The sequence below is a fragment of the Streptomyces griseus subsp. griseus genome (assembly GCF_003610995.1).
Classification (GTDB): domain Bacteria; phylum Actinomycetota; class Actinomycetes; order Streptomycetales; family Streptomycetaceae; genus Streptomyces.
This window is the reverse complement of the sequence record NZ_CP032543.1, coordinates 6,228,528-6,248,241: the sequence shown is the minus strand read 5'-3', so window position 1 is coordinate 6,248,241 and position 19,714 is coordinate 6,228,528. Positions and strand designations below refer to the sequence as shown.

Genomic DNA, 19,714 nt, shown 5'->3' with positions numbered 1-19,714 from the left:
TTCTGACCTGAAGGAGACGCCCTCACCCGGCTCCGATCGCCGCCGCCGCGGTCCCTGTCAGAGCGAGCACCACAACTGCATCACCCCTGAACGAGGGCGCGGAGTACGGATACGGTCCCGTACTGCGCGCCCTCTTTGCCGTGCCTTGACCGGGGTGCCGGACGCCTCCCCCCGCGCCCCGCCCGATGGCTCGAATCCGTATAGACCGCGTACAGAGTCTGCCCAGAGACCTGCGTGCAGTATGGGCGGCGCATTGACCGCGTCTGCCGTTCTGGCACACACCCTGCCCGGCACCTCGAAAGCCGTGTGCGGTGCGACCCCCTTCCTCCTCCCTCCCCCCTCAGCGCGACAGACGGCTACCCGCACGGCACGTACGGCACGTCACAGTCATCAGGTGAATACAAGGGGAAGCAGATGCTCGAAGTTGGCACCTCCCGGGCCGGGACCGAGCCCGCCACCGGCTATCTGGCCACCGTCGACGAGGTCACCGCGATCCTCGCGACCGCGGCCGACAAGGTCGACTCGCAGTTCGCGGGCGAAGCGCGCACCGCCCTGCTCGGCCGGGTGGCCGAGATCAACAAGGCCGCGGCCGCCGACGACCAACAGGCTCTGTACGCACAGCAGTTCCTTCTCGACCGGGTCTACCGGCTGCACACCAAGCTGACCGACCAGGAGACCGCCGAGGGCTCGGTCGTCGTCCACGAGATCGGCCGGCAGCTGGAGGCCGCGACCGCCGAGGCGCAGGACCGGCTGATCGAGCCGGGGCTGCTGGAGGAGGCGCCCACCGAGCCGCGGGCCTACCTCTCCTGGCTCAAGAAGACCGCGCGTGAGCACCGGGTGTACAAGCACCCCTACTACCACGAGTTCATCCGCAACCAGGCCGACGAGTCCGACCTGCGCAACTACGTGATGCAGGAGTCGGTGGTCGACGGCCGCTTCGACGATCTGCTGGCGATGATGCAGGTCGGCACGGCCGGTGCGGCGAAGATGGAGATCGCCTCCAACTTCTGGGACGAGATGGGCAACGGGGACCACGCCCAGGTCCACACCACCCTCTTCAACAAGATCTTCGAGGTCTTCGAGATCCCGGAGGAGGAGCTGGAGCGCTCGCTCACCGCCAACTCGCTCCTCAACGGCAACCTGGCCGTCCTGCTGTGCCGTTACCGCGCCCTGTACCCGGAGGCCGTCGGCTACCTCGGGATGACCGAGTGGATGGCGCCGGACCGGTTCGTCCAGGTCGTGCACGCCTGGGAGCGGCTCGGCCTGCCCGACGTCGGCATCGTCTACCACCGGCTGCACATCACCATCGACTCCCAGCACGCCCAGGGCTGGTTCCACAACGTGGTGCTGCCCGCCGCCGAGTCCCCCCGGATGCGCCGGGCCATCGCCCGCGGCATCCTGTGGCGCCTCAACTCCTCGGCGACGTACCTGGACGAGCGCATGCCGTCGGTCACCGCCTGACATTCCGCCACCACCCACCAGGAGGGGAGAGCACATGCCGCTCGGCGCCGAAGGATTCACCGTCATCGACCTGCCCGAGGTCGCGCCCGACATCCTGCCCAGCTACGACCGGTGCCCGGTCGACGACTACATGGGCAACGGGACCCGGTTCAAGCGGTTCTCGCAGTACAAACTCACGCCCGCCGAGGACGAGAACTGGTCGTTCAAGCGGCTGCCGCACCGGGACTACACCACGTACAAGAAGTTCAACCCGGTCGGGGGCGGGATCCGCCGCGTCTACGAGCCGATCGAGGTGGACTTCACCCCGCTGATCTCCGAGGGCATCCGCGAACTGGGCCTGGACCGGTCCGAGCCGTGGCAGATCAACGTCCACCAGAACCGGACCCGCGCCGAGGGTGGCAGGCCCGGCCCACTCACCCCGGAAGGCGTGCACCACGACGGGCACGAGTTCGTCATGATCGCCATCCTGAACAAGGTGAACGTGGCGGGCGGCACCACCCGGCTCTGGAAGCCGGAGGCGGACGCGCCGTTCTGGTCGGGGACCCTCGACGCCGGCCAGGCGGTGCTGCTGGACGACCGGGGGCTCGCCCATGACGTCACCGACGTCCTCTCGGCCGACGGCGGCCCCGGCCACCGCGACATCGTGATCATCGCCTTCTCCCGCTGGGCGGAGAAGTGGTACGGCGAGGAGCACGACGCGGCGGCGCTGGAGGAGCAGGACGCCTGATGTGCGGGGCCGCTCCCGGCCCGACCGGGAGCGGCCCTGTCCCCCGCCACCTACCTGAGACGAGTCATGACCGACTTCTTCAAGTATCAGGCACTGGGCAACGACTACGTGGTGATCGACCCCCGCTGCACCGACGTCCCCGTCTCGCCGGAGTCCGTACGGCTCGTCTGCGACCGGCACTTCGGCATCGGCGCGGACGGGGTCCTGCACGGCCCGCTGGAGGAGCCCCGCCCCGGGGTGCCGGTCCCGCTGGCCCTCTTCAACTCGGACGGCTCCGTCTGCGAGCGCAGCGGCAACGGGCTGCGGATGTTCGCCCTGCACCTGGCCGAGCGGGAGCCGGAGAGGTGGGCGGGCGGTGCGCCGTTCACACTCCGCACGGCCGCGGGCGACAGCCCCGTACAGATTCTGGACCGGGCGGCGGGCGTCGTCCGAGTCGGCCTGGGGAAGCCCACGTTCGACGCCGCCGCCCTGCCGCTACTCAACGAGGACGGCAGCCCTGCCGAGGGGCCGACGCTCTCCGTGCCGCTGACGGTCGGGGAGCGGAAGCTGACGGTGACCGCGCTCCACAACGGCAACCCGCACACGGTGGTGCCCGTGGCCGAGCCGACCGCCCAACTGGCCCGCACCCTGGGTCCGGAGATCGCCGGACACGCGCGCTTCCCGCTCCGCACCAATGTGCAGTTCCTGCGGGTGGTGAGCCGGGGCGTGCTGGAGATCGAGGTGTACGAGCGCGGCGCCGGTTATGCGCTGGCCTCGGGGAGCAGCGCCTGCGCCGCCGCCTCCGCAGCCCGCGAACTGGGGCTCTGCGACGACCAGATGGAGGTTCGTATGCCCGGCGGCAGTGTGACCGTCGCTCTCGCCCCGGACGGGTCCGTGACCCTGACCGGGGACGCCCACCAGGTGGCGAGCGGTGTGTTCGCCCCGCCGCTGCGCGCCCTGCTGGACCACGTCGGGGAGACCGGCCGGTGAGCCCCGCGGATGAGTACCCCATGCAGCGGTGGGTCTTCCAGGACGCCGCCGGACGCTTCGACATCGACCTCGGGGACAGCAACATGCTCCCCGGCCGCCTCGACCAGCTCTCCGTACCGCCGGACCTGGAGCTGGACTACGGGCACGACCGGGGCATCGGCCCGCTGCGCGACCGGGTCGCGGGCCTCTACGCCGGTGACCCCGCCAACGTATTGATCACGCAGGGGGCGCAGCAGGCCCTCTACCTCGTCTACGCCTCACTGCTCTCCCCCGGCGCGCAGGTGATCGTCTACCGCCCGGGGTGGCAGCAGTCCTGGGACATCACCGCCGATCTGGGCTGCCGGGTCGACTGCGCGCCCTACCGCGAGGACCTGACCTTCGACGTGGAGGCCGCCGCCGCGCTGGCCGGTCCCGGGCTGCGGCTGATCGTCGCCAACTCCCCCTGCAACCCGACCGGTCGGCGGATCGCCGACGCCGATCTGCGCGGGCTGCTGGAGCTGGCGGAGCGGCGGGACGCCTATCTGCTGCTGGACGAGGAGTACGCACTCGACCTGCGGGACTCCCCCGCGCGCTCCGGCGACCGGGCGATCTCGGTCTCCAGCCTCTCCAAGGTGTACGGGTTCCCCGGCCTGCGGGTCGGCTGGCTGTACGGGCCGCCGGAGGTCGTCGAGGGGTGCGCCCGGCGCAAGTTCCTCTCCACCATAGCCAACTCGGTGCTCTGCGAGACGCTGGCCTGCGATGTGCTGGACCACCGGGACCACTACCTGCGCCGGTACGCGGACATCACCGGTCAAGGGCTCAAGCTGGTCCGGGAGTTCGCTGAGCGCAACGCGGACGCCGTGCAGCTCGTGGAGCCGGAGAACACCCCCTTCGCCTGGCTCCGGCTGACCACCGGGGAGCAGCCGCTGACGCTCTGCCGCCGGGTGCTGGACGCCGGGGTGCTGCTGATGCCCGGCGAGACCCTCGGGGCCACCGACGGCTTCCGGATCTGCTTCGCCCGCGATCCCGAGGCCGTGACCGAGGGGCTGAGACGGATCGAACCGCTGCTCCGCCCCGCTCCCCACGTTCCCCCGTCCGCTGCCCACTCCAGCGGAGAGAACAGCAATCTGCCGAACGGAGTCCTGTGACCATGAGCGCGTCGGACGCTGACGAGTCCCGTATGCACCTGTCCTTCGGGCAGGAGCAGTTGTGGTTCCTGGACCAGATGAACCCCGGGGAGACCACCTACAACGTCCCCACCGCCTACCGGCTGCGCGGCCCGCTGGACCTGCCCGCGCTGGAAGGGGCGCTCAACCTGCTCGTCGCCCGCCACGACCAGCTGCGGGTGACCCTGCACGCGGTGGACGGCGTCCCGCACCAGGTCGTCGCCCCGGCCGAGGACACCCCGCTGCCGGTCACCGACCTGTCCGGGCTCACGCCCGAGGAGCGGGAGCAGGCGCTCGACAAGGCGCTGAAGGCCGAGGCCGACACCCCGTTCGACCTGGCGGCCGGGCCGGTGCGCCGGTTCCGGCTGTTCCAGCTGGCCGACGAGGAGCACGTCCTCTCCCTCAACTACCACCACATCGTCACCGACGGCTGGTCCGGCGGGGTGATCAGCCGGGACATCACCGAGGCGTACCGGCAGCTGCGGGCGGGGCTCACCCCCGAGCTGCCGGCCCCGGCCGCCACCTACGCCGACCATGTGGAGCGCCAGCGGGAGCAGCGTGCCTCGGGGCAGTGGGAGAGCGAGCTGGACTTCTGGCAGGAGCGGCTGGCCGGTCTGGAGGCGCTGGAGCTGCCCGCCGACCGGGTCCGCCCGGCGGAGCCCACCCGTAACGGCGAGACCTTCACCGTCAGCTTCCCGGCCGACCTGCTCGGCCAGGCCCGCTCGCTGGCGCAGGAGCAGGGGGCCTCGCTCTACATGGTGGTGGCCGCCGCGCTCAAGGTGGTGCTGGCCCGGTACAGCGGGCAGGACGACATCGCGATCGGGGTGCCGATGCTCGGCCGCACCGATCCCGAACTCGAAGACGTGGTCGGCCTGTTCATCAATATGACGGTGCTGCGCTCGGACCTCTCCGGCCAGCTCACCTTCGCCGAGCTGATCGAGCGGATCGCCGACAACAACCTCGATGTGTACGACAACCAGGACGTGCCCTTCGACCATGTCGTCGACCGGGTGCAGCCGGTACGGGACGCGGGCCGCAACCCGCTGTTCCAGATCGCCGTGCAGCTGCTCGGCGAGACGACGACCGGGGACGCGCTCCAGCTGGAGGGGCTGGAGACCGAGTCGATCCTGGTCTCCGGCGGGCGCTCCCGCTTCGACCTCTCCTTCAGCTTCATCGAGGGCCCGGACCGGCTGCGGCTCATCGTGGAGTACGCCACCGACCTGTACGACCGCCGCCGGGTGGAGGCGATGGTCCAGCACTTCCGGACCGTGCTGGGCGCGGCCGCCGCCGACCCGGACACCCCCGTCTCCAAACTGCCGCTGCTCTCCGATGAGGAGCGGCGCGAGCTGCTGGAGGCCGGGCGCGGGGCCGACTTCGACTACCCGGCCGAGCCGGTGCACGCCACCATCGCCCGGATCGCGCGGGAACACCCGGAGCTGGTCGCCGCCGTGTGCCGGGGCAAGGAGATGACGTACGCGGAGCTGATCGGGCGGTCCGGCAAGCTGGCCCGGCACATCCGCTCGCGGGGTGTGAAGCAGGAGCAGGTTGTCGCCATCGCGATGGACCGGGACCTGGACGCACTGGTCGCGATCGTCGGCGTGATGATCTCCGGGGCCGCCTACACGATCATCGACCCGTCGCACCCGAACGCGCGCCTGGACCACATGCTGCGGGACACCGCCGCACCCCTCGTCATCACCCGGGACGCGAACGTCGGTGATCTGCCGCCCTCCAGCGGGTGGGAGGTGCTGCGGATCGACACCGAGTGGGAGACGGTGGAGGCCGAGGACGACGACGTACCGCTGGAGGAGTGGGCGGAGCCGACCTCGCTCGTCTATGTCCTCTACACCTCCGGTTCGACCGGCAAGCCCAAGGGCGTGATGATCGAACAGCGCGGGCTGCGCATGTTCATCGAGGCCTACCGGCGTACCTTCGGCGAGTGGGGCCACACGGACCGGCTGCTCCAGCTGCCCGCGCTCACCTTCGACATGTCGCAGGGCGAGATCTTCGCCGGGCTGATCAGCGGGTCGGCGATGGTGCTGGTGGCGCCGGAGGACGCCTCGTCGCCGGAGTCGCTGGGGGCGCTGATGCGCGACCAGCGGGTGACGTACGCGGGACTGTCCCCGGCGATCCTGTCGCTGGTGGAGGCCGAGCCGTACCCGGACCTGAAATACATCATGGGCGGGGCGGAGGCGCTCCCGGCCGAGCTGGTCAACAAGTGGAACCTGCCGGGCCGCCAGTTCGTGAACCTGTACGGGCCGACCGAGGCGTCCGTGGCGACCACCGAGTACCTGTGTGAGCACCGCGAGTGGAAGTCCTCGCCGCCGATCGGGCGCCCGGAGTTCAGCCGGCTGCACTACGTGGTCGACAAGGAGTTCAACCTGGTGCCGGTCGGTGTCCCGGGTGAGCTGCTGATCGGCGGGGACGAGGGGCTGTCGCGCGGCTACCTCAACCTGCCGGAGCTGACCGACGAGAAGTTCGTGCCCGACCCGTTCCTCGGCGAGGGGCGCGTCTACCGCACGGGCGACCTGGTGCGGTGGACGCCCGACCTCCAGATCGACTTCATCGGACGCCTGGACAACCAGGTCAAGCTGCGCGGGCTGCGCATCGAACTCGGGGAGATCGAGTCGGGGCTGCTGACCCACCCCAAGGTCCGGATGGCGCTGGTGCTGCTGCGCGAGGACGACGGGGAGAAGCAGCTCGTCGGGTACTACACGGTCCTCGGCGACACCTCGCCGACGGTGGCGGAGCTGCGGGACCACCTGGGCCGGACCATGCCGGAGTACATGGTGCCGACCGCGTGGGTGGAGCTGGAGGAGTTCCCGCTGACCCCGGCCCGCAAGATCAACCGGGCGGCGCTCCCCGCACCGGTCGGCGCGGGCGGTGCGGTGGACTCGTACATCGCCCCGGTCACCCCGACCGAGGAGAAGGTCGTCGAGGTCTTCGGGACCGTGCTGGCGCGGGAGCGCGTCGGGACCGGTGCCAGCTTCTTCGAGCTGGGCGGCAACTCGCTCCAGGCGATGCGGGCGGTCAGCCGGCTCAACAAGCACTTCAAGGTGAAGGTCAACGTCCGGCTGCTGTACGGCGGTGCCACGGTCGGCGCGCTCGCCACGGCCATCGACGAGCTGGTGGCGAAAGCCGGAAAGGCGGCCACCCGTGCCTGAACCCGTCTTCTCACAGGCGGAGTTGGCCCAGCAGGGAGCGGCCGCGCTGAGCGCGGCCGACCCGGAGCTGGCACGGCTCCTGGACGCCGAGGTGGTGCAGCAGCACGCGACGCTCGCCATGGTGGCGTCCACCAGCATCGCGGACCCCTCGGTGCTGGCGGCCGCCGGATCGGCGCTCTCCAACGTCACGGCCGAGGGGTATCCCGGGGCCCGCTACCACCCCGGCGCCGCGCAGTTCGACCTGGTGGAACGGCTCGCGGTGGAGCGGGCCAAGCAGGCCTTCGGCGCGGTGTACGCCAATGTCCAGCCGCACTCCTGCTCCTCGGCCAACCAGGCGGTGCTGGCCGCGCTGGTCCGCCCGGGCGGGACCATCCTCGCCCTGGACCTGGACTCCGGCGGGCACCTCACCCACGGCTCCCCGGCCTCGGTGACCGGGATGCACTACCAGGCCGTGCACTACGGGCTGGACGGTGCGGGGCGGATCGACTACGAGCAGGTGGCGGCGCTGGCCGAGCTGCACCGGCCGAGCGTGCTCATCGCGGGGGCCAGTGCCCACCCCCGTACGCTGGACTTCGCGCGCTTCCGGGCGATCGCGGACTCGGTGGGGGCCTACCTGGTCGCGGACATCTCGCACATCGCGGGGCTGGTGGCGGCCGGGGAGCACCCCACGCCGGTGGACCTGGCGCACGCGACGACGACCAGTACGTACAAGCAGCTCGGCGGGCCGCGCGGCGGACTGATCCTGATCGGGCGGGAGCACGCCACGCCCGGCCCCGACGGCCGCACCCCGCTGTCGCGGCTGATGCAGCGGGCCGTCTTCCCGCTGTCGCAGGGCACGCCGAGCCCGGCGGCCATCGCGGCCAAGGCCCGGGCGCTCGCGCTGGTCGCGGAGCCCGCGTTCAAGGAGACGATGCGGCTGGTCGTCGACGACGCGGCGGCCCTCGCGGACGCGCTGTCGGCGCTGGGCCACCGCGTCCTGACCGGCGGCACCGACAACCACATGGTGCTGATCGACCTCACGGGCCGCCCCATGACCGGCGTGGTCGCGGAACGGGCCCTGGAGGAGTGCGGCATCCTCGCCAACCGGAACCGGGTCCCGGACGACACCCGGCCGCCGCTCGTCACCAGCGGGCTGCGCCTGGGCACCAACATCCTGGCCCAGCGCGGCATGGGCCCGGCCGGGATGCGCAGCTGTGCCGCGCTCCTGCACCGGGTGCTGGAGGCGACGACGGTCCGCGGCGAGCGGGAGTACGTCCTCGACGCCGGGGAACGGGACGCGGTCCGGGCGGGGGTGGCGGAGCTGTGCGAGCGCCATCCGCTGCCGCTGGGGACGGTGTCCGTGGTGCCGGGCGCAGGGGCTCCGGCTCCGGCGGCCTCCGGCGTGCGGGCGGGAGGAGTGGCGTGACGCTCGATGACCAGGGCGGCTCGGCGCCCCCGGCTCTGCTGCCCACCGACCGGCCGCGGCAGAGCGAGCCCGCCGGGTGCACCGCCCGGCAGCGGGTGGTGCTGGACAAGGCGGCCGGGGCGGCGCCGGAGGAGCTGCTGCTCGCCGGATTCGCCGCGCTGCTCCACCGGTACACCGGCCAGGAGGAGTTCGGCTTCCGCGTCCGCACCCCCGGTGCGGGCTCCTTCCGGCTGAGCTGCGCCATCGGCGAGGGGACGACACCGGCGGAGCTCGCCCGGTCCGTCCTGGAGCGGCGCGAGCCGGTGGCGGACGGCGAGGGGCCGGCGACCGACTTCGAGCTGGTGCTCCAGGAGCGCAGCGGCGGGGCCTACGCCCATCGCATCGTCCAACTCCGTTATGACGCGAGCCTGTTCGACCAGGCGACCGTTCTGCGGCTGCTCACCCACTTCCGCACGCTGGTGGAGGACGCCCTCGGCCGCCCGGACACCGCCGTCTCGCGGCTGCGGCTCCTCACCGACGGCGAGCTGCACCGCACGCTGGTGGAGTGGAACGACACGGCTGCCGAACTCCCCTACGAGCGTTGCCTGCACGAGGCGTTCGAGGAGCAGGCGGCCGCCGACCCCGGAGCCGTGGCGCTGATCCGTGGCTCCGAGGAGTGGACGTACGGCGAGGTCAACGCGGCGGCCAACCGGCTGGCCCGCCATCTGCGCGGGCTCGGTGCGGGCGTCGGGGGCCGGGTGGGGATCTGCCTGGACCGGTCGCCCGACCTGCTCGTGGCGGTGCTGGGTGTCCTCAAGTCGGGCTCCGCCTATGTGCCGTTGGACCCGGACTATCCGGAGCAGCGGATCGCGGCGATGGTCACCGGCACCTCGTGTGCGGCGATCGTCTCCCGGAGCGGGCTCGCCTCCCGGCTGACCGGGGCCGGGCCACGGATCGTGGAGCTGGACCGGGACGCGGAGCAGTGGGCCGGCGCCCCGGCCGGGAACGTGAGCAGCGGGGTGGCGCCCGGCGATCTCGCGTACGTCATCCACACCTCGGGGTCGACCGGCGCGCCCAAGCCGATCGCGCTGCGCCACCGCGGGGTGATGAACAACATCGCGGACCTCAACTCCCGCTACTCCGTGGGTCCCGGGGACCGCGTCCTCGCGCTGTCGTCGCCCAGCTTCGACATGTCCGTCTACGAGTTCCTGGGGCTGACGGCGGCCGGGGGCACGGTCGTGCTGCCGGAGCCCGCGCTCGCCAAGGACCCGCAGCACTGGGCCGATCTGCTGTCCACGCACCGGATCACGGTCTGGAACTCGGCACCCGCCCTCCTCGAACTGGTCGTGGAACAGCTGGAGCAGAGCGGCGCCCCGCCTCTCCACGCCCTGCGGCTGGCCCTGCTGGGCGGGGACTGGGTGCCGCTCTCGCTGCCGGACCGGACGCGCGGGGCCGCTCCCGGGCTCCGGTTCGTGGCGCTCGGCGGGGCCACCGAGTCCTCGATCCACTCCACGCTCTACGAGGTGGGGGAGGTCGATCCCGGGTGGACGAGCATCCCGTACGGGCGTCCGATGGCCAACCAGCGGACGTACATCCTGGACACCCGCCTCCAGCCGGTTCCGCCCGGCGTCGCGGGGGAACTGCACCTGGCGGGGACCGGGCTGGCGACCGGCTACCTCGACCGGCCCGAGCTGACCGGGGAGCGGTTCTTCGACTGGTCCCACGGCGAAGTGAGCGGGGAGCGGCTCTACCGGACGGGCGACGTGGCCCGGTACGGCCCGGACGGGCTGATCGAACTGCTCGGCCGCTCCGACTTCCAGGTCAAGGTGAACGGCCACCGCATCGAACTCGGTGAGATCGAGGCGGTGTTGCGGTCGCACGAGGCGGTCAAGGAGGCCGTCGTCGCCACCCGCAGGGACGCGGCCGGTGATCTCCGGCTGGTCGGGTACGTCGTACCGCGACCGGGCCGGACGGTCCGCCCCCGGGTGATCGGCGCCCATCTGGCGGGCGCGCTGCCGCAGTTCATGGTGCCGGGCGCGGTGCTCGTCCTGGACCGGCTGCCGCTCTCCGCCAACGGCAAGACCGACCGCACGGCGCTCCCCGCACCGCCTCCCCCGGAGGACGGGGAGACCTCCTACATCGCGCCGAACTCCCCCACGGAGAAGGCGGTTGCCGATATCTTCGCCACCGTGCTGTCGGCCCCGAAGATCGGGGCGAACAGCTCCTTCATCGCCGCCGGCGGGGATTCCCTCCAGGCCATGCGGGCGGTCAGCCGCCTCAGCAAACACTTCGGGATCAAGGTGAACGTACGTCTGCTCCACAGCGGTGGCACCGTCGGCGGTGTCGCCGCCGCCATCGACCAGCTGCTCGCTTCCGCCTCCCCCGACGACGGAGGCCACAAGCTGAACGACGGAGGCCGCGACCGGTGAGCGACATCCCTACCGACAGCCTCGTCCCGCTCCGCACGGGCGGCGACCTGCCGCCCGTGTACTGCGTCCACCCGGTCTCCGGCTCGCCCTACTGCTACACGGATCTGGCGGCGCGCCTCGATCCCGGCTCCCCGGTGTTCGGCTTCGAGGCCCCCGGGTTCGACGGGGTCGATGAACCGGCGGATTCGATAAGGGAGTTGGCCGAGGTGCATACGGCCACGCTCCGGGCGGCCCGCCCGCACGGGCCCTACCAGCTGCTCGGCTGGTCGCTCGGCGGGGTCGTGGCCTTCGAGATGGCCCGGCTGCTGGCCGCGGAGGGTGAGGAGGTACCGCTGCTGGTCGTCATCGACGCGGCGCTGCCCGGCACCCAGCCCTTCCCGCCGGGGCCCGCGCTGGTGCGGTACTTCCTCCATGACTTCCTGGGGCTGGTCAGCGGCGGGGCGCCGGAGCTGGACAGGGCGCTGGCGAAGCTGGGCCCGGAGGCGGGGCCGCAGGAGCGGCTGGAGGCCATCGCGGACTCGGGGACCGTACCGGAGGAGTTCGACGCGGAGTTCCTGCTCGAACGGTTCACCCTGTTCCGGGCGCACGCCCACGCGATGGTCGGCCATGTCATCGACGGGGTCCACGACGGCCCGACCACCCTGGTCAGGGCCGCGGAGTCGGAGCCGCACCTGCTGCTCTGGGAGCCGTACGCGAGCCGCCTGGACCAGCACACCGTGCCGGGCGACCACCACTCGATCTGGCGGGAGCCGGGGCTCGTGGCCATCGCGGAGATCGTCAACCAGGCACTGCGCAGGGGAGCTTCGGTGTGAGCGAGGACAGCAGCCGCAGGGACGCGGGCACCGCCACCGCGAAGGTGGCCGAGCCCCCGCCACCCCGGAGCCTGTGGCACAACCGGGACTTCATGGTGTTCTGGGTGGGCGAGGGCCTCTCCCTGTACGGCACCCAGATAGCCAACCTCGCCCTGCCGCTCACCGCGGTCCTGGTCTTCCAGGTCGGGCCCGAGCAGCTCGGCATGCTCCGCTTCGCCCAGCTGGTGCCGTTCCTGGCGCTCGCCCTCGTCTTCGGCGTCTGGGTGGACCGGGTGCGCAAACGCCCGGTGATGCTGGGCGCCAACATCGTACGGATGGTCCTCATCGGCCTGGTGCCGCTGCTGTACCACTTCGGGCTGCTGACCCTGCCCCTGCTGTACGTGCTGGCGTTCGGGGTCGGCACGGCCGCGGTGCTCTTCGACGTCAGCTGGATGAGCTACGTACCGGTGCTGGTGAAGGACAGGCGCAGCCTCCTCGAGGCCAACACCAAGCTCAACGCGACCCTGTCGTCGGCCGATGTGGCGGGTCCCGGGATCGCGGGCACGCTGGTCACCGCCTTCTCGGCGCCCGCCGCGATGGCCGCCAACGCCTTCTCGTACGCCCTGTCGGTGATCTCGCTGCTGCTGGTCCGGGCGCCGGAGCCGGATCCGCCCGCCCGCACCGAGAAGCGGCGGCTGCGCGCCGAGCTGGCCGAGGGGCTGCGCTGGGTGTTCGGCAACCGGTGGCTGCGCGCGATCGGGCTCGTCGGCTGCTCCTGCAACTTCTTCCTGACCATGGTGCAGTCGCTGTTCCTGCTGTACGCGGTGCGGGACAAGGAGCTGTCGGCGGCGACCGTCGGCTTCGTGATGGGCGCGGCGGCGGTGGGCGGCCTGCTCGGGGCGCTGATCGCCGGGATGGTGGTGCGCCGCCTCTCGGTGGGCACGGCCTACCGGGTGTCGGTCTCCATCATCTTCCTGGGCCCGCTGCTGATCCCGGCGGCGGGCGGCCCCTCGTGGCTGCTGGTGGGGCTGTTCGTCGCCTCGTTCTTCCTCGAATACTTCGGCTCCAGCATCTCCAACGTGATCATCGTGAGCCTGCGGCAGAGCATCACCCCGCAGCCGCTGATGGGCCGGATGACGGCCGCGATGCGCATGCTGCTGTACGGCGGCGGGGCGCTCGGCGGGCCGGTCGGCGGGCTGCTGGCCGGGGTGCTGGGGCTGCACGCGGCGCTGTGGGTGGCGGGGGTGCTGTCGGCGGCGATGCTCGTGCCGATCTTCCTGTCGCCGGTCGGGAAGCTGCGCACGATGCCGACGGGGCCGGAGGAGCTTCCGGCCTGACCTCGCTGTGGTGGGGCGGATGCGGTGGACCGTGTCCGCCCCCTCGGCCGCCGGCTAGCGCAGGACGACGGTGCGGACGTCGCCCATGTCCACCTGCACGTGCGCGGGGGCCTCCCCGCCGGTCCCGGACTCCCACTCGACCAGGCGGATCAGGGCCGCCTCCCGGTTCCTGGGCGACTCGCGCTCCGCACACGCGGCGGCGAACCTCTCGATGATGGAAGCGAGCGGGACGGTGGGGTTGGCCGACAGCTCCTCGGCCGCGATCCGCAGGGCCAGCGGGAGACCGCCGCACAGCCGCACCAGCCGCACCGCGGCCGCCTCCTGCCCCCGGAGCCGGCCCCCGCAGAGGCTGGTGAGCAGGGTCGCCGCGTCATGGTCGGCGAGGGGGCCCATCGTGAGCACATGGGCACCGTCGCGGGCGGCCAGCCCGCTGAACCGCTGCCGGCCGGTGGCCAGGACACAGGAGGATCCGCGCGGTATGAGCGGCCTCAACTGGTCGGCGCCGAGGGCCTCGTCGAGGACCACGAGCATGCGGCGGCCGTGCAGCAGACTGCGGTAGAGGGTGGTGCGGCCGGCCACATCGGCGGGCATCCGGGAGCTCTCGACCCCGAGGCTGGACAGGAGTTGTTCCAGGGCGTCCGAGGCGTTCAGCGGCCGGCCCTGACGGCCGGTGCCGCACAGGTCGACGTAGAGCTGGCCGTCGGGGAAGCGGCCCAGCAGCCGGTGGGCCAGCTCCAGCACGAACGCCGTCTTTCCGACGCCCGGGGGGCCGTCGACGACGGCGATGGGTGTGCTCGCCCCGTACCCGCCGCGCTCGTCGTCCAACAGCTCCTCCAGCCGTTCCAGTTCCTCGGTCCGGCCGACGAATCCCCGTGCCAATGGGGGAAGTTGCACGGGTCTTGAGAGGTCGGGGGCGCTGCTCGCCGGTCTCCGTAACGGACGGGGCGCCGCCCCCTCAGCCTCGGGGCGCAGCGTGGGGTGACCGGCCAGGATCCGCTGGTGCAGGCTGCGCAGTTCGGCGCCCGGTTCGATGCCCAGCTCCCGGTCGAGGAGCTGCCTCGTCTCGGTGTAGACGGCCAGCGCGTGCGCCTGGCGTCCGCTGCGGTAGAGGGTGAGCATCAGCAGCCAGCGCAGCTTCTCGCGCAGCGGCTCCTCGCCCACGGCGGTGGAGAGTTCGGCGACCGCCTCCGCGTGGCGCCCCGCCTCCAGCATGTCGGCCGCCCACTCCTCGACGGCGGTCAGGCGCAGATCCCGCAGCCGGGTCCGCTCCACGGCGGCGAACGGGCCCGGCACCCCGGAGTACGCGTCGCCGCGCCAGAGCGCGAGGGCCTCCTCGTACCACCGCACGGCCTCGTCCGGGCTCCCCCCGGTCCGCTCCCTGCGGGCCCGCGCGTGGCGGCGGGTGAAGAGCGTGGCGTCCACCTGCTCCGGGTCCATCCGCAGGCAGTAGCCGCCGGAGACCGAGGTGAGGATCGCCCCGGCCTCGCGTCGGCTGCGCCCGGGCTCCAGCGCGCGCCGCAGCCCGGCGACATAGGTGTGGACCCCGTTCGTCGCGGTCTGCGGGATGTCACCCGCCCAGAGCCCGTCGACGATGTTGTCGACCCCGACCACCTCGCCCGCCCGGCTGGCGAGCAGGGCGAGCACCGCGCGCTGCTTGGGCGGCCCCAGAGGCACCTCCTGCCCCTGCCGCCATACCCGTACCGGCCCTAAGAGCTGTATGCGCAACGGTTCCCCCGACATGGCCAACACTCGGTCGCCTCCTGTGATCGTGATGCGTGCGCACCGCACCGCTCCGGTACGGCGGCCCTGCTGATGGTGTCCGGGCACGGCTCGCGCCAGGTCCCGGTGGGGCGCCCCGGAAGGCGCCGCGAAGGTGCGCCGGAGCCACGGGGTGGCTCCGGGACCGGCCGGTCCGGCCCGTGCGCCCTCCGGGAGGGGCGGGCCGGGTGGTGGGGCCGGACGGCTCAGGTGGTCGCGCCCGGGACGCGGGCGCGCGCGGCTCAGGGCCAGTGGCCCGGACATCCCCGGGGGATCGCGCTCCGCGTGGTCGCCGCCCCGGCGATTCCCTGCCGGGGTGAATGACATCGGGTGGAATTCAGACACCCGACAGGATTGCAGGCTCCGCGTTTCCTTTCGGAGTCCGTACCTGCCTCAACGATCAACACGGCCTCGCCGTCGATGACCACCTCAGGCGCCTCTCTTCCGGCCATTCCTGTATCCATGAGACGTACGCGTAAGATAACAGTAGCGGGACGATAGTGGGTTGTCACTGGCCCCATTTCATACTGCCGCAACAGCCCAACTCGGCCTGGACGGCGGGCCCGTGGCGGTACGCGAGGTGATCCCGACGCGTCCGCGCACCTCACTGCGGTGGACCGCGCATTCCCCGGCCGTCCAGTTTATGTGCAGCACTCGTCTGTCAAGCTTTCCCTCTCCAAGAATTCACCCGGCGGCATATGCCGCCGCGTTCCCCTGCCCAGGACGCGGATTCGCCCGAGTGGCCGGAACAATAGGCACGACAAGGCCGGTTCGCAGGTTGCCTCGCGAAGAAAGAGGGATGTATGGAGTCCCGCGGACACCGCTCCGGCCGAACCGGCCGCCCGCCCCGCCTCTCGCAGGAGGCGATACTCGTGGCCGCGCAGCACATTCTCGACACGGAAGGTCCCGAGCGCCTCTCCATGCGCCGGCTGGCCCGGGAGATGTCCAGTACGGCCATGGCCCTCTACCACCACGTGCAGGACAAGGACGAGCTGCTTCTGCTGCTCCTCGACGCGCATGCCCGGCGCTATCCGCGCCCGGTGCTGCCGAGCGAGCCCCGTACCCGCCTCCTCGCCGCCGCCCAGGTGCTGCACGACCTCCTCGCGGACTGCCCGTGGATCGTGGAGGTGCTCTCCTTCGACGACTTCGTCAGCGAGTCCTCGCTCTGGGTCGTGGAGAGCATCGTCGACGCGGCGGTCGGGTGCGGGATGACGCTGGAGGACGCCGTGTACGCGTACCGCGTGATCTGGCACTACACCACGGGTGAACTCGCCATCCGGGTCAGCCGGGAGCGCGTGCGGGCCCGGCCGGAGCGCCCGGAGTACCGTGAACACGCCCTGGAATTCCTGGACTCGGTGGACTTCCCCCGCCTCAACGCGGTCGGCAGACGGTGGGCGCGGCTCACCTCCCGGGACGACCACCGCAGGGGCCTGGAAGCCGTGGTCGCCGGGCTGCTGGAGCAGGAGGCCGAGGTCGTGGACGTGATGACCGATGCCGTGCGGGCCTGCCCGTGCTGCTGACTACCCGGGCGCCACCGGCGGGTTGAACCGGGAGAAGTCCGGATCGCTCCAGCGCAGCCGTACCGCGTCCCGGGTCTCCTGGACGGCCTCGATCCGGAACTCCACGATGCGCTGCGCCCCCGGTACGGCCGCCGCCCGCCCCCCGTCCCAGTCGGTGTGGGCGGTGCCGGAGAGCTGGAGGAGGTCGCCGGTCTCCCAATCAGGCACCAAGAGACCTGCCTGCGGATGGAGTTCGAGGTTTCCCAGGGTGAGGAACATGGCGTTGCCCGGGTAGTCGGGCCAGCGCAGCCGGGTGGGCGAGAGCACCTGGAGGAAGCCGGGGTTGCCGCCCCGGTGCGAGGCGTCCGCGTCGCCGTCCGGGGAGGCGGTGGCGATGAAGAAGCTGTCGGAGGTGGCGAGGGTGAGCTGCTGGACGGTGGTCAGCGCGTCCCCCCGGCGGACCGCCGCGCGCCGGCCGGTCCGGTCCGGCGGCAGCAGGGCGTACTGCCGTTTCTGGAGGTACTTGGGGCAGTTGCCGATCACCTGGTCGAGAACGACCCGTACGCCCTCACCCTCGGGTACCGAGGTGCCGTTGAGGCGGATACGGCGCCGGGTGGCCGGTTCGATGGCGATCATGCCGACCCGGGTGCCGGGCTCCCGGAGCACCGCGCCGAGCGGGTCGTCGTCGGCGGGCAGGGCGGCGACGGTCAGGGTCCGCGGATCCGGTACGCCCAGGAGGCCGGGCTCACCGGTGAGCAGGGTGGACCAGAGCCGCCCGGAGGCGTCGGCGGCACCGACGACGATCATCGGCTGGCGGGCGAGGAAGACCGCGGCCGCGTCGGGCACCGCGTCGCGGATGGCGCGGAGCGAGCCGGCCGCCGGGTCGCGCAGTCCGGCCCGGTGCTGCACGGCGAGTTCGCCGCGGTGGTAGTCGGCCATGGTCCGCTCCCCGCCCTTCGGCCACCGGTGAGGCCCCGGGGTGAGCGTACCTCCGGACAGGGGGAGGCCCCCGCCCCGGAGAGGAATCCGGGACGGGGGCCTGAACCAGAGGAGTTGACGGAGGGTCAGGACACCGTCAGCGGGCGGATTGCGGTGGGGCGTGGGACGGGTCCGTGGCGATGTCCTCGAACTCGTTGACCGAGGCGATGTCGGTGCCGCTCATCGCGATGTTGGTGACCCGCTCCAGGATCGCCTCGACGACGACGGGGACCCGGAACTCGGCGGCGAGCTTCTTCGCCTCCTCGAAGGCGGGCAGCAGCTGGTCCGGCTCGGTGACCCGGATGGCCTTGCAGCCCAGGCCCTCGACGACCTTGACGTGGTCGACACCGTAGACGCCCAGCTCCGGGGAGTTGAGGTTCTCGAACTCCAGGTTGACCTGGAAGTCGATGTCGAAGTTGCGCTGCGCCTGGCGGATGAGGCCCAGGTAGGAGTTGTTCACCAGGACATGGACGTAGGGGATGCGGTGCTGCGCGCCGACGGCCAGCTCCTCCAGCATGAACTGGAAGTCGTAGTCGCCGGAGAGGGCCACGACCGTGCCCTCCGGGTCGGCGGTGGCGACGCCGAGGGCGGCCGGGATCGTCCAGCCGAGGGGGCCCGCCTGGCCGCAGTTGATCCAGTGGCGCGGCTTGTAGACGTGCAGCATCTGCGCGCCGGCGATCTGGGAGAGCCCGATGGTGGTGACGTAACGGGTCTCGGGGCCGAACGCCCGGTTCATCTCCTCGTAGACGCGCTGCGGCTTGAGCGGCACGTTGTCGAAGTGGGTGCGGCGCTGGAGCGTGGCCTTGCGCTCCTGGGTGGAGGCGGCCCAGGCCGAGCGGTCCTTCAGCTTGCCCGCGGCCTTCAGCTCGCGCGCCACCTCGACGAAGAGCTCCAGCGCGGCCCTGGCGTCGGAGGCGATGCCGAGGTCGGGGGCGAAGATCTTGCCGAGCTGGGTGGGCTCGATGTCGACGTGGACGAAGGTGCGGCCCCGGGTGTAGACGTCCAGCTTGCCGGTGTGGCGGTTGGCCCAGCGGTTGCCGATGCCGAGGACGAAGTCGGACTCCAGGAAGTTCGCGTTGCCGTAGCGGTGCGAGGTCTGGAGGCCCACCATGCCGGCGTTCAGCTCGTGGTCGTCGGGGAGGATGCCCCAGCCCATCAGGGTCGGGATGACGGGGACGCCGGTCAGCTCGGCGAACTCCACCAGCAGTTCGGAGGCGTCGGCGTTGATGATGCCGCCGCCCGCGACGAGCAGCGGGCGCTCCGAGGCGTTCAGCAGCTCCAGCGCCCGTTCGATCTGCTTGCGGGAGGCGGCGGGCTTCTGCACCGGGAGGGGCTCGTACAGCTCGGGGTCGAACTCGATCTCGGTGAGCTGGACGTCGATCGGCAGGTCGATGAGGACCGGGCCGGGGCGGCCGGTGCGCATCAGGTGGAAGGCCTGCTGGAAGACGCCGGGGACCTGCGCGGCCTCCAGGACGGTGGTCGCCGCCTTGGTGACCGGCTTGGCGATCGAGGCGATGTCGACGGCCTGGAAGTCCTCCTTGTGCAGGACGGCGGTCGGGGCCTGGCCGGTGATGCAGAGGATCGGGATGGAGTCGGCGATGGCGGAGTACAGCCCGGTGATCATGTCGGTGCCCGCCGGGCCCGACGTACCGATGCAGACGCCGATGTTGCCGGCCTTGGCCCGGGTGTAGCCCTCCGCCATGTGGGAGGCGCCCTCGACGTGCCGGGCCAGCGTGTGCTGCACCCCGCCGGAGGCCTTGAGGGCCGCGTAGAAGGGGTTGATCGCCGCACCCGGCACACCGAACGCGTTGCTGACGCCTTCGCGCTTGAGGATCTCGACTGCCGCACGGGCAGCGGTCATACGAGGCATTGAGTGCTCCTGCTCGGGATTGGTGGAGTCGGGCTCTGTCGCGCCACCTGAGAGCACCAATTCCGTATCGCGGAAATTCAGTTCTGCTATACGGAAGCAATCTAAAACGCGGCGCTGTCGCCGTCAAGAGCGCACGCCCGCACCGCCTCCCGGCACCGTCCGACAGGAAGTGCGCCGATTCCCTCCTCGGAACCTCGCTCCT

General features: G+C 71.7%; 12 protein-coding genes and 1 pseudogene. 10 read left to right on the top strand and 3 right to left on the bottom strand.

The genetic code is table 11. The features are described from left to right. Positions 1-414: 414 nt before the first annotated feature. The 9 genes from D6270_RS28020 (at position 415) to D6270_RS27980 (ending at position 13,407) form a co-directional block, all read left to right on the top strand. Positions 415-1,461 (top strand): iron-containing redox enzyme family protein, encoded by a 1,047-nt coding sequence (locus D6270_RS28020; RefSeq protein ID WP_109162914.1) that lies wholly within the window; start codon positions 415-417, stop codon positions 1,459-1,461. A 34-nt stretch (positions 1,462-1,495) separates the two neighbouring features. Beyond that, a complete protein-coding gene (locus D6270_RS28015) occupies positions 1,496-2,188 on the top strand; it encodes a 2OG-Fe dioxygenase family protein (RefSeq protein ID WP_109162915.1) in 693 nt (230 codons plus the stop codon). A 66-nt stretch (positions 2,189-2,254) separates the two neighbouring features. Then, positions 2,255-3,157: a diaminopimelate epimerase gene (gene dapF, locus D6270_RS28010; protein WP_109162916.1), complete on the top strand. Its 903-nt coding sequence runs from the start codon at positions 2,255-2,257 to the stop codon at positions 3,155-3,157. After that, entirely contained in the window at positions 3,154-4,284 is a 1,131-nt protein-coding gene (locus D6270_RS28005) for a pyridoxal phosphate-dependent aminotransferase (RefSeq protein ID WP_225976965.1), read from the top strand. The genes dapF and D6270_RS28005 overlap by 4 nt, the downstream gene beginning before the upstream one ends. Positions 4,285-4,286: 2 nt before the next feature. After that, the gene (locus D6270_RS28000) at positions 4,287-7,466 is read left to right on the top strand and encodes a non-ribosomal peptide synthetase (RefSeq protein ID WP_109162917.1); all 3,180 of its coding nucleotides are present in this window, start codon (positions 4,287-4,289) and stop codon (positions 7,464-7,466) included. Beyond that, a complete protein-coding gene (glyA, locus tag D6270_RS27995) occupies positions 7,459-8,871 on the top strand; it encodes a serine hydroxymethyltransferase (protein WP_109162918.1) in 1,413 nt (470 codons plus the stop codon). The genes D6270_RS28000 and glyA overlap by 8 nt, the downstream gene beginning before the upstream one ends. Continuing rightward, on the top strand, positions 8,868-11,279 hold the full coding sequence (locus tag D6270_RS27990; RefSeq protein ID WP_109162919.1) for a non-ribosomal peptide synthetase: 2,412 nt from the start codon (positions 8,868-8,870) through the stop codon (positions 11,277-11,279). Before glyA ends, D6270_RS27990 begins: the two co-directional genes overlap by 4 nt. After that, positions 11,276-12,091 carry a thioesterase domain-containing protein gene (locus D6270_RS27985; protein ID WP_109162920.1) on the top strand — a complete coding sequence of 272 codons (816 nt, stop codon included), beginning with the start codon at positions 11,276-11,278 and terminating at the stop codon, positions 12,089-12,091. The genes D6270_RS27990 and D6270_RS27985 overlap by 4 nt, the downstream gene beginning before the upstream one ends. Beyond that, positions 12,088-13,407 carry an MFS transporter gene (locus tag D6270_RS27980; protein ID WP_109162921.1) on the top strand — a complete coding sequence of 440 codons (1,320 nt, stop codon included), beginning with the start codon at positions 12,088-12,090 and terminating at the stop codon, positions 13,405-13,407. The genes D6270_RS27985 and D6270_RS27980 overlap by 4 nt, the downstream gene beginning before the upstream one ends. Before the next feature lie 54 nt (positions 13,408-13,461). Here D6270_RS27980 and D6270_RS27975 read toward each other — a convergent pair whose 3' ends face one another. Continuing rightward, positions 13,462-15,081: an AfsR/SARP family transcriptional regulator gene (locus D6270_RS27975; RefSeq protein WP_239476848.1), complete on the bottom strand. Its 1,620-nt coding sequence runs from the start codon at positions 15,079-15,081 to the stop codon at positions 13,462-13,464. 887 nt (positions 15,082-15,968) lie between these two features. On the opposite strand from D6270_RS27975, the gene D6270_RS27970 reads away from it, so the two are divergent. Continuing rightward, positions 15,969-16,685: a TetR/AcrR family transcriptional regulator gene (locus D6270_RS27970; protein ID WP_109162923.1), complete on the top strand. Its 717-nt coding sequence runs from the start codon at positions 15,969-15,971 to the stop codon at positions 16,683-16,685. Here D6270_RS27970 and D6270_RS27965 read toward each other — a convergent pair whose 3' ends face one another. Next, positions 16,686-17,603, bottom strand: a complete 918-nt coding sequence (locus D6270_RS27965; protein WP_109162924.1) for a pyridoxamine 5'-phosphate oxidase family protein — start codon at positions 17,601-17,603, stop codon at positions 16,686-16,688. A gap of 125 nt (positions 17,604-17,728) precedes the next feature. After that, positions 17,729-19,512, bottom strand: a pseudogene (gcl, locus tag D6270_RS27960) (glyoxylate carboligase). Positions 19,513-19,714: the final 202 nt, after the last annotated feature.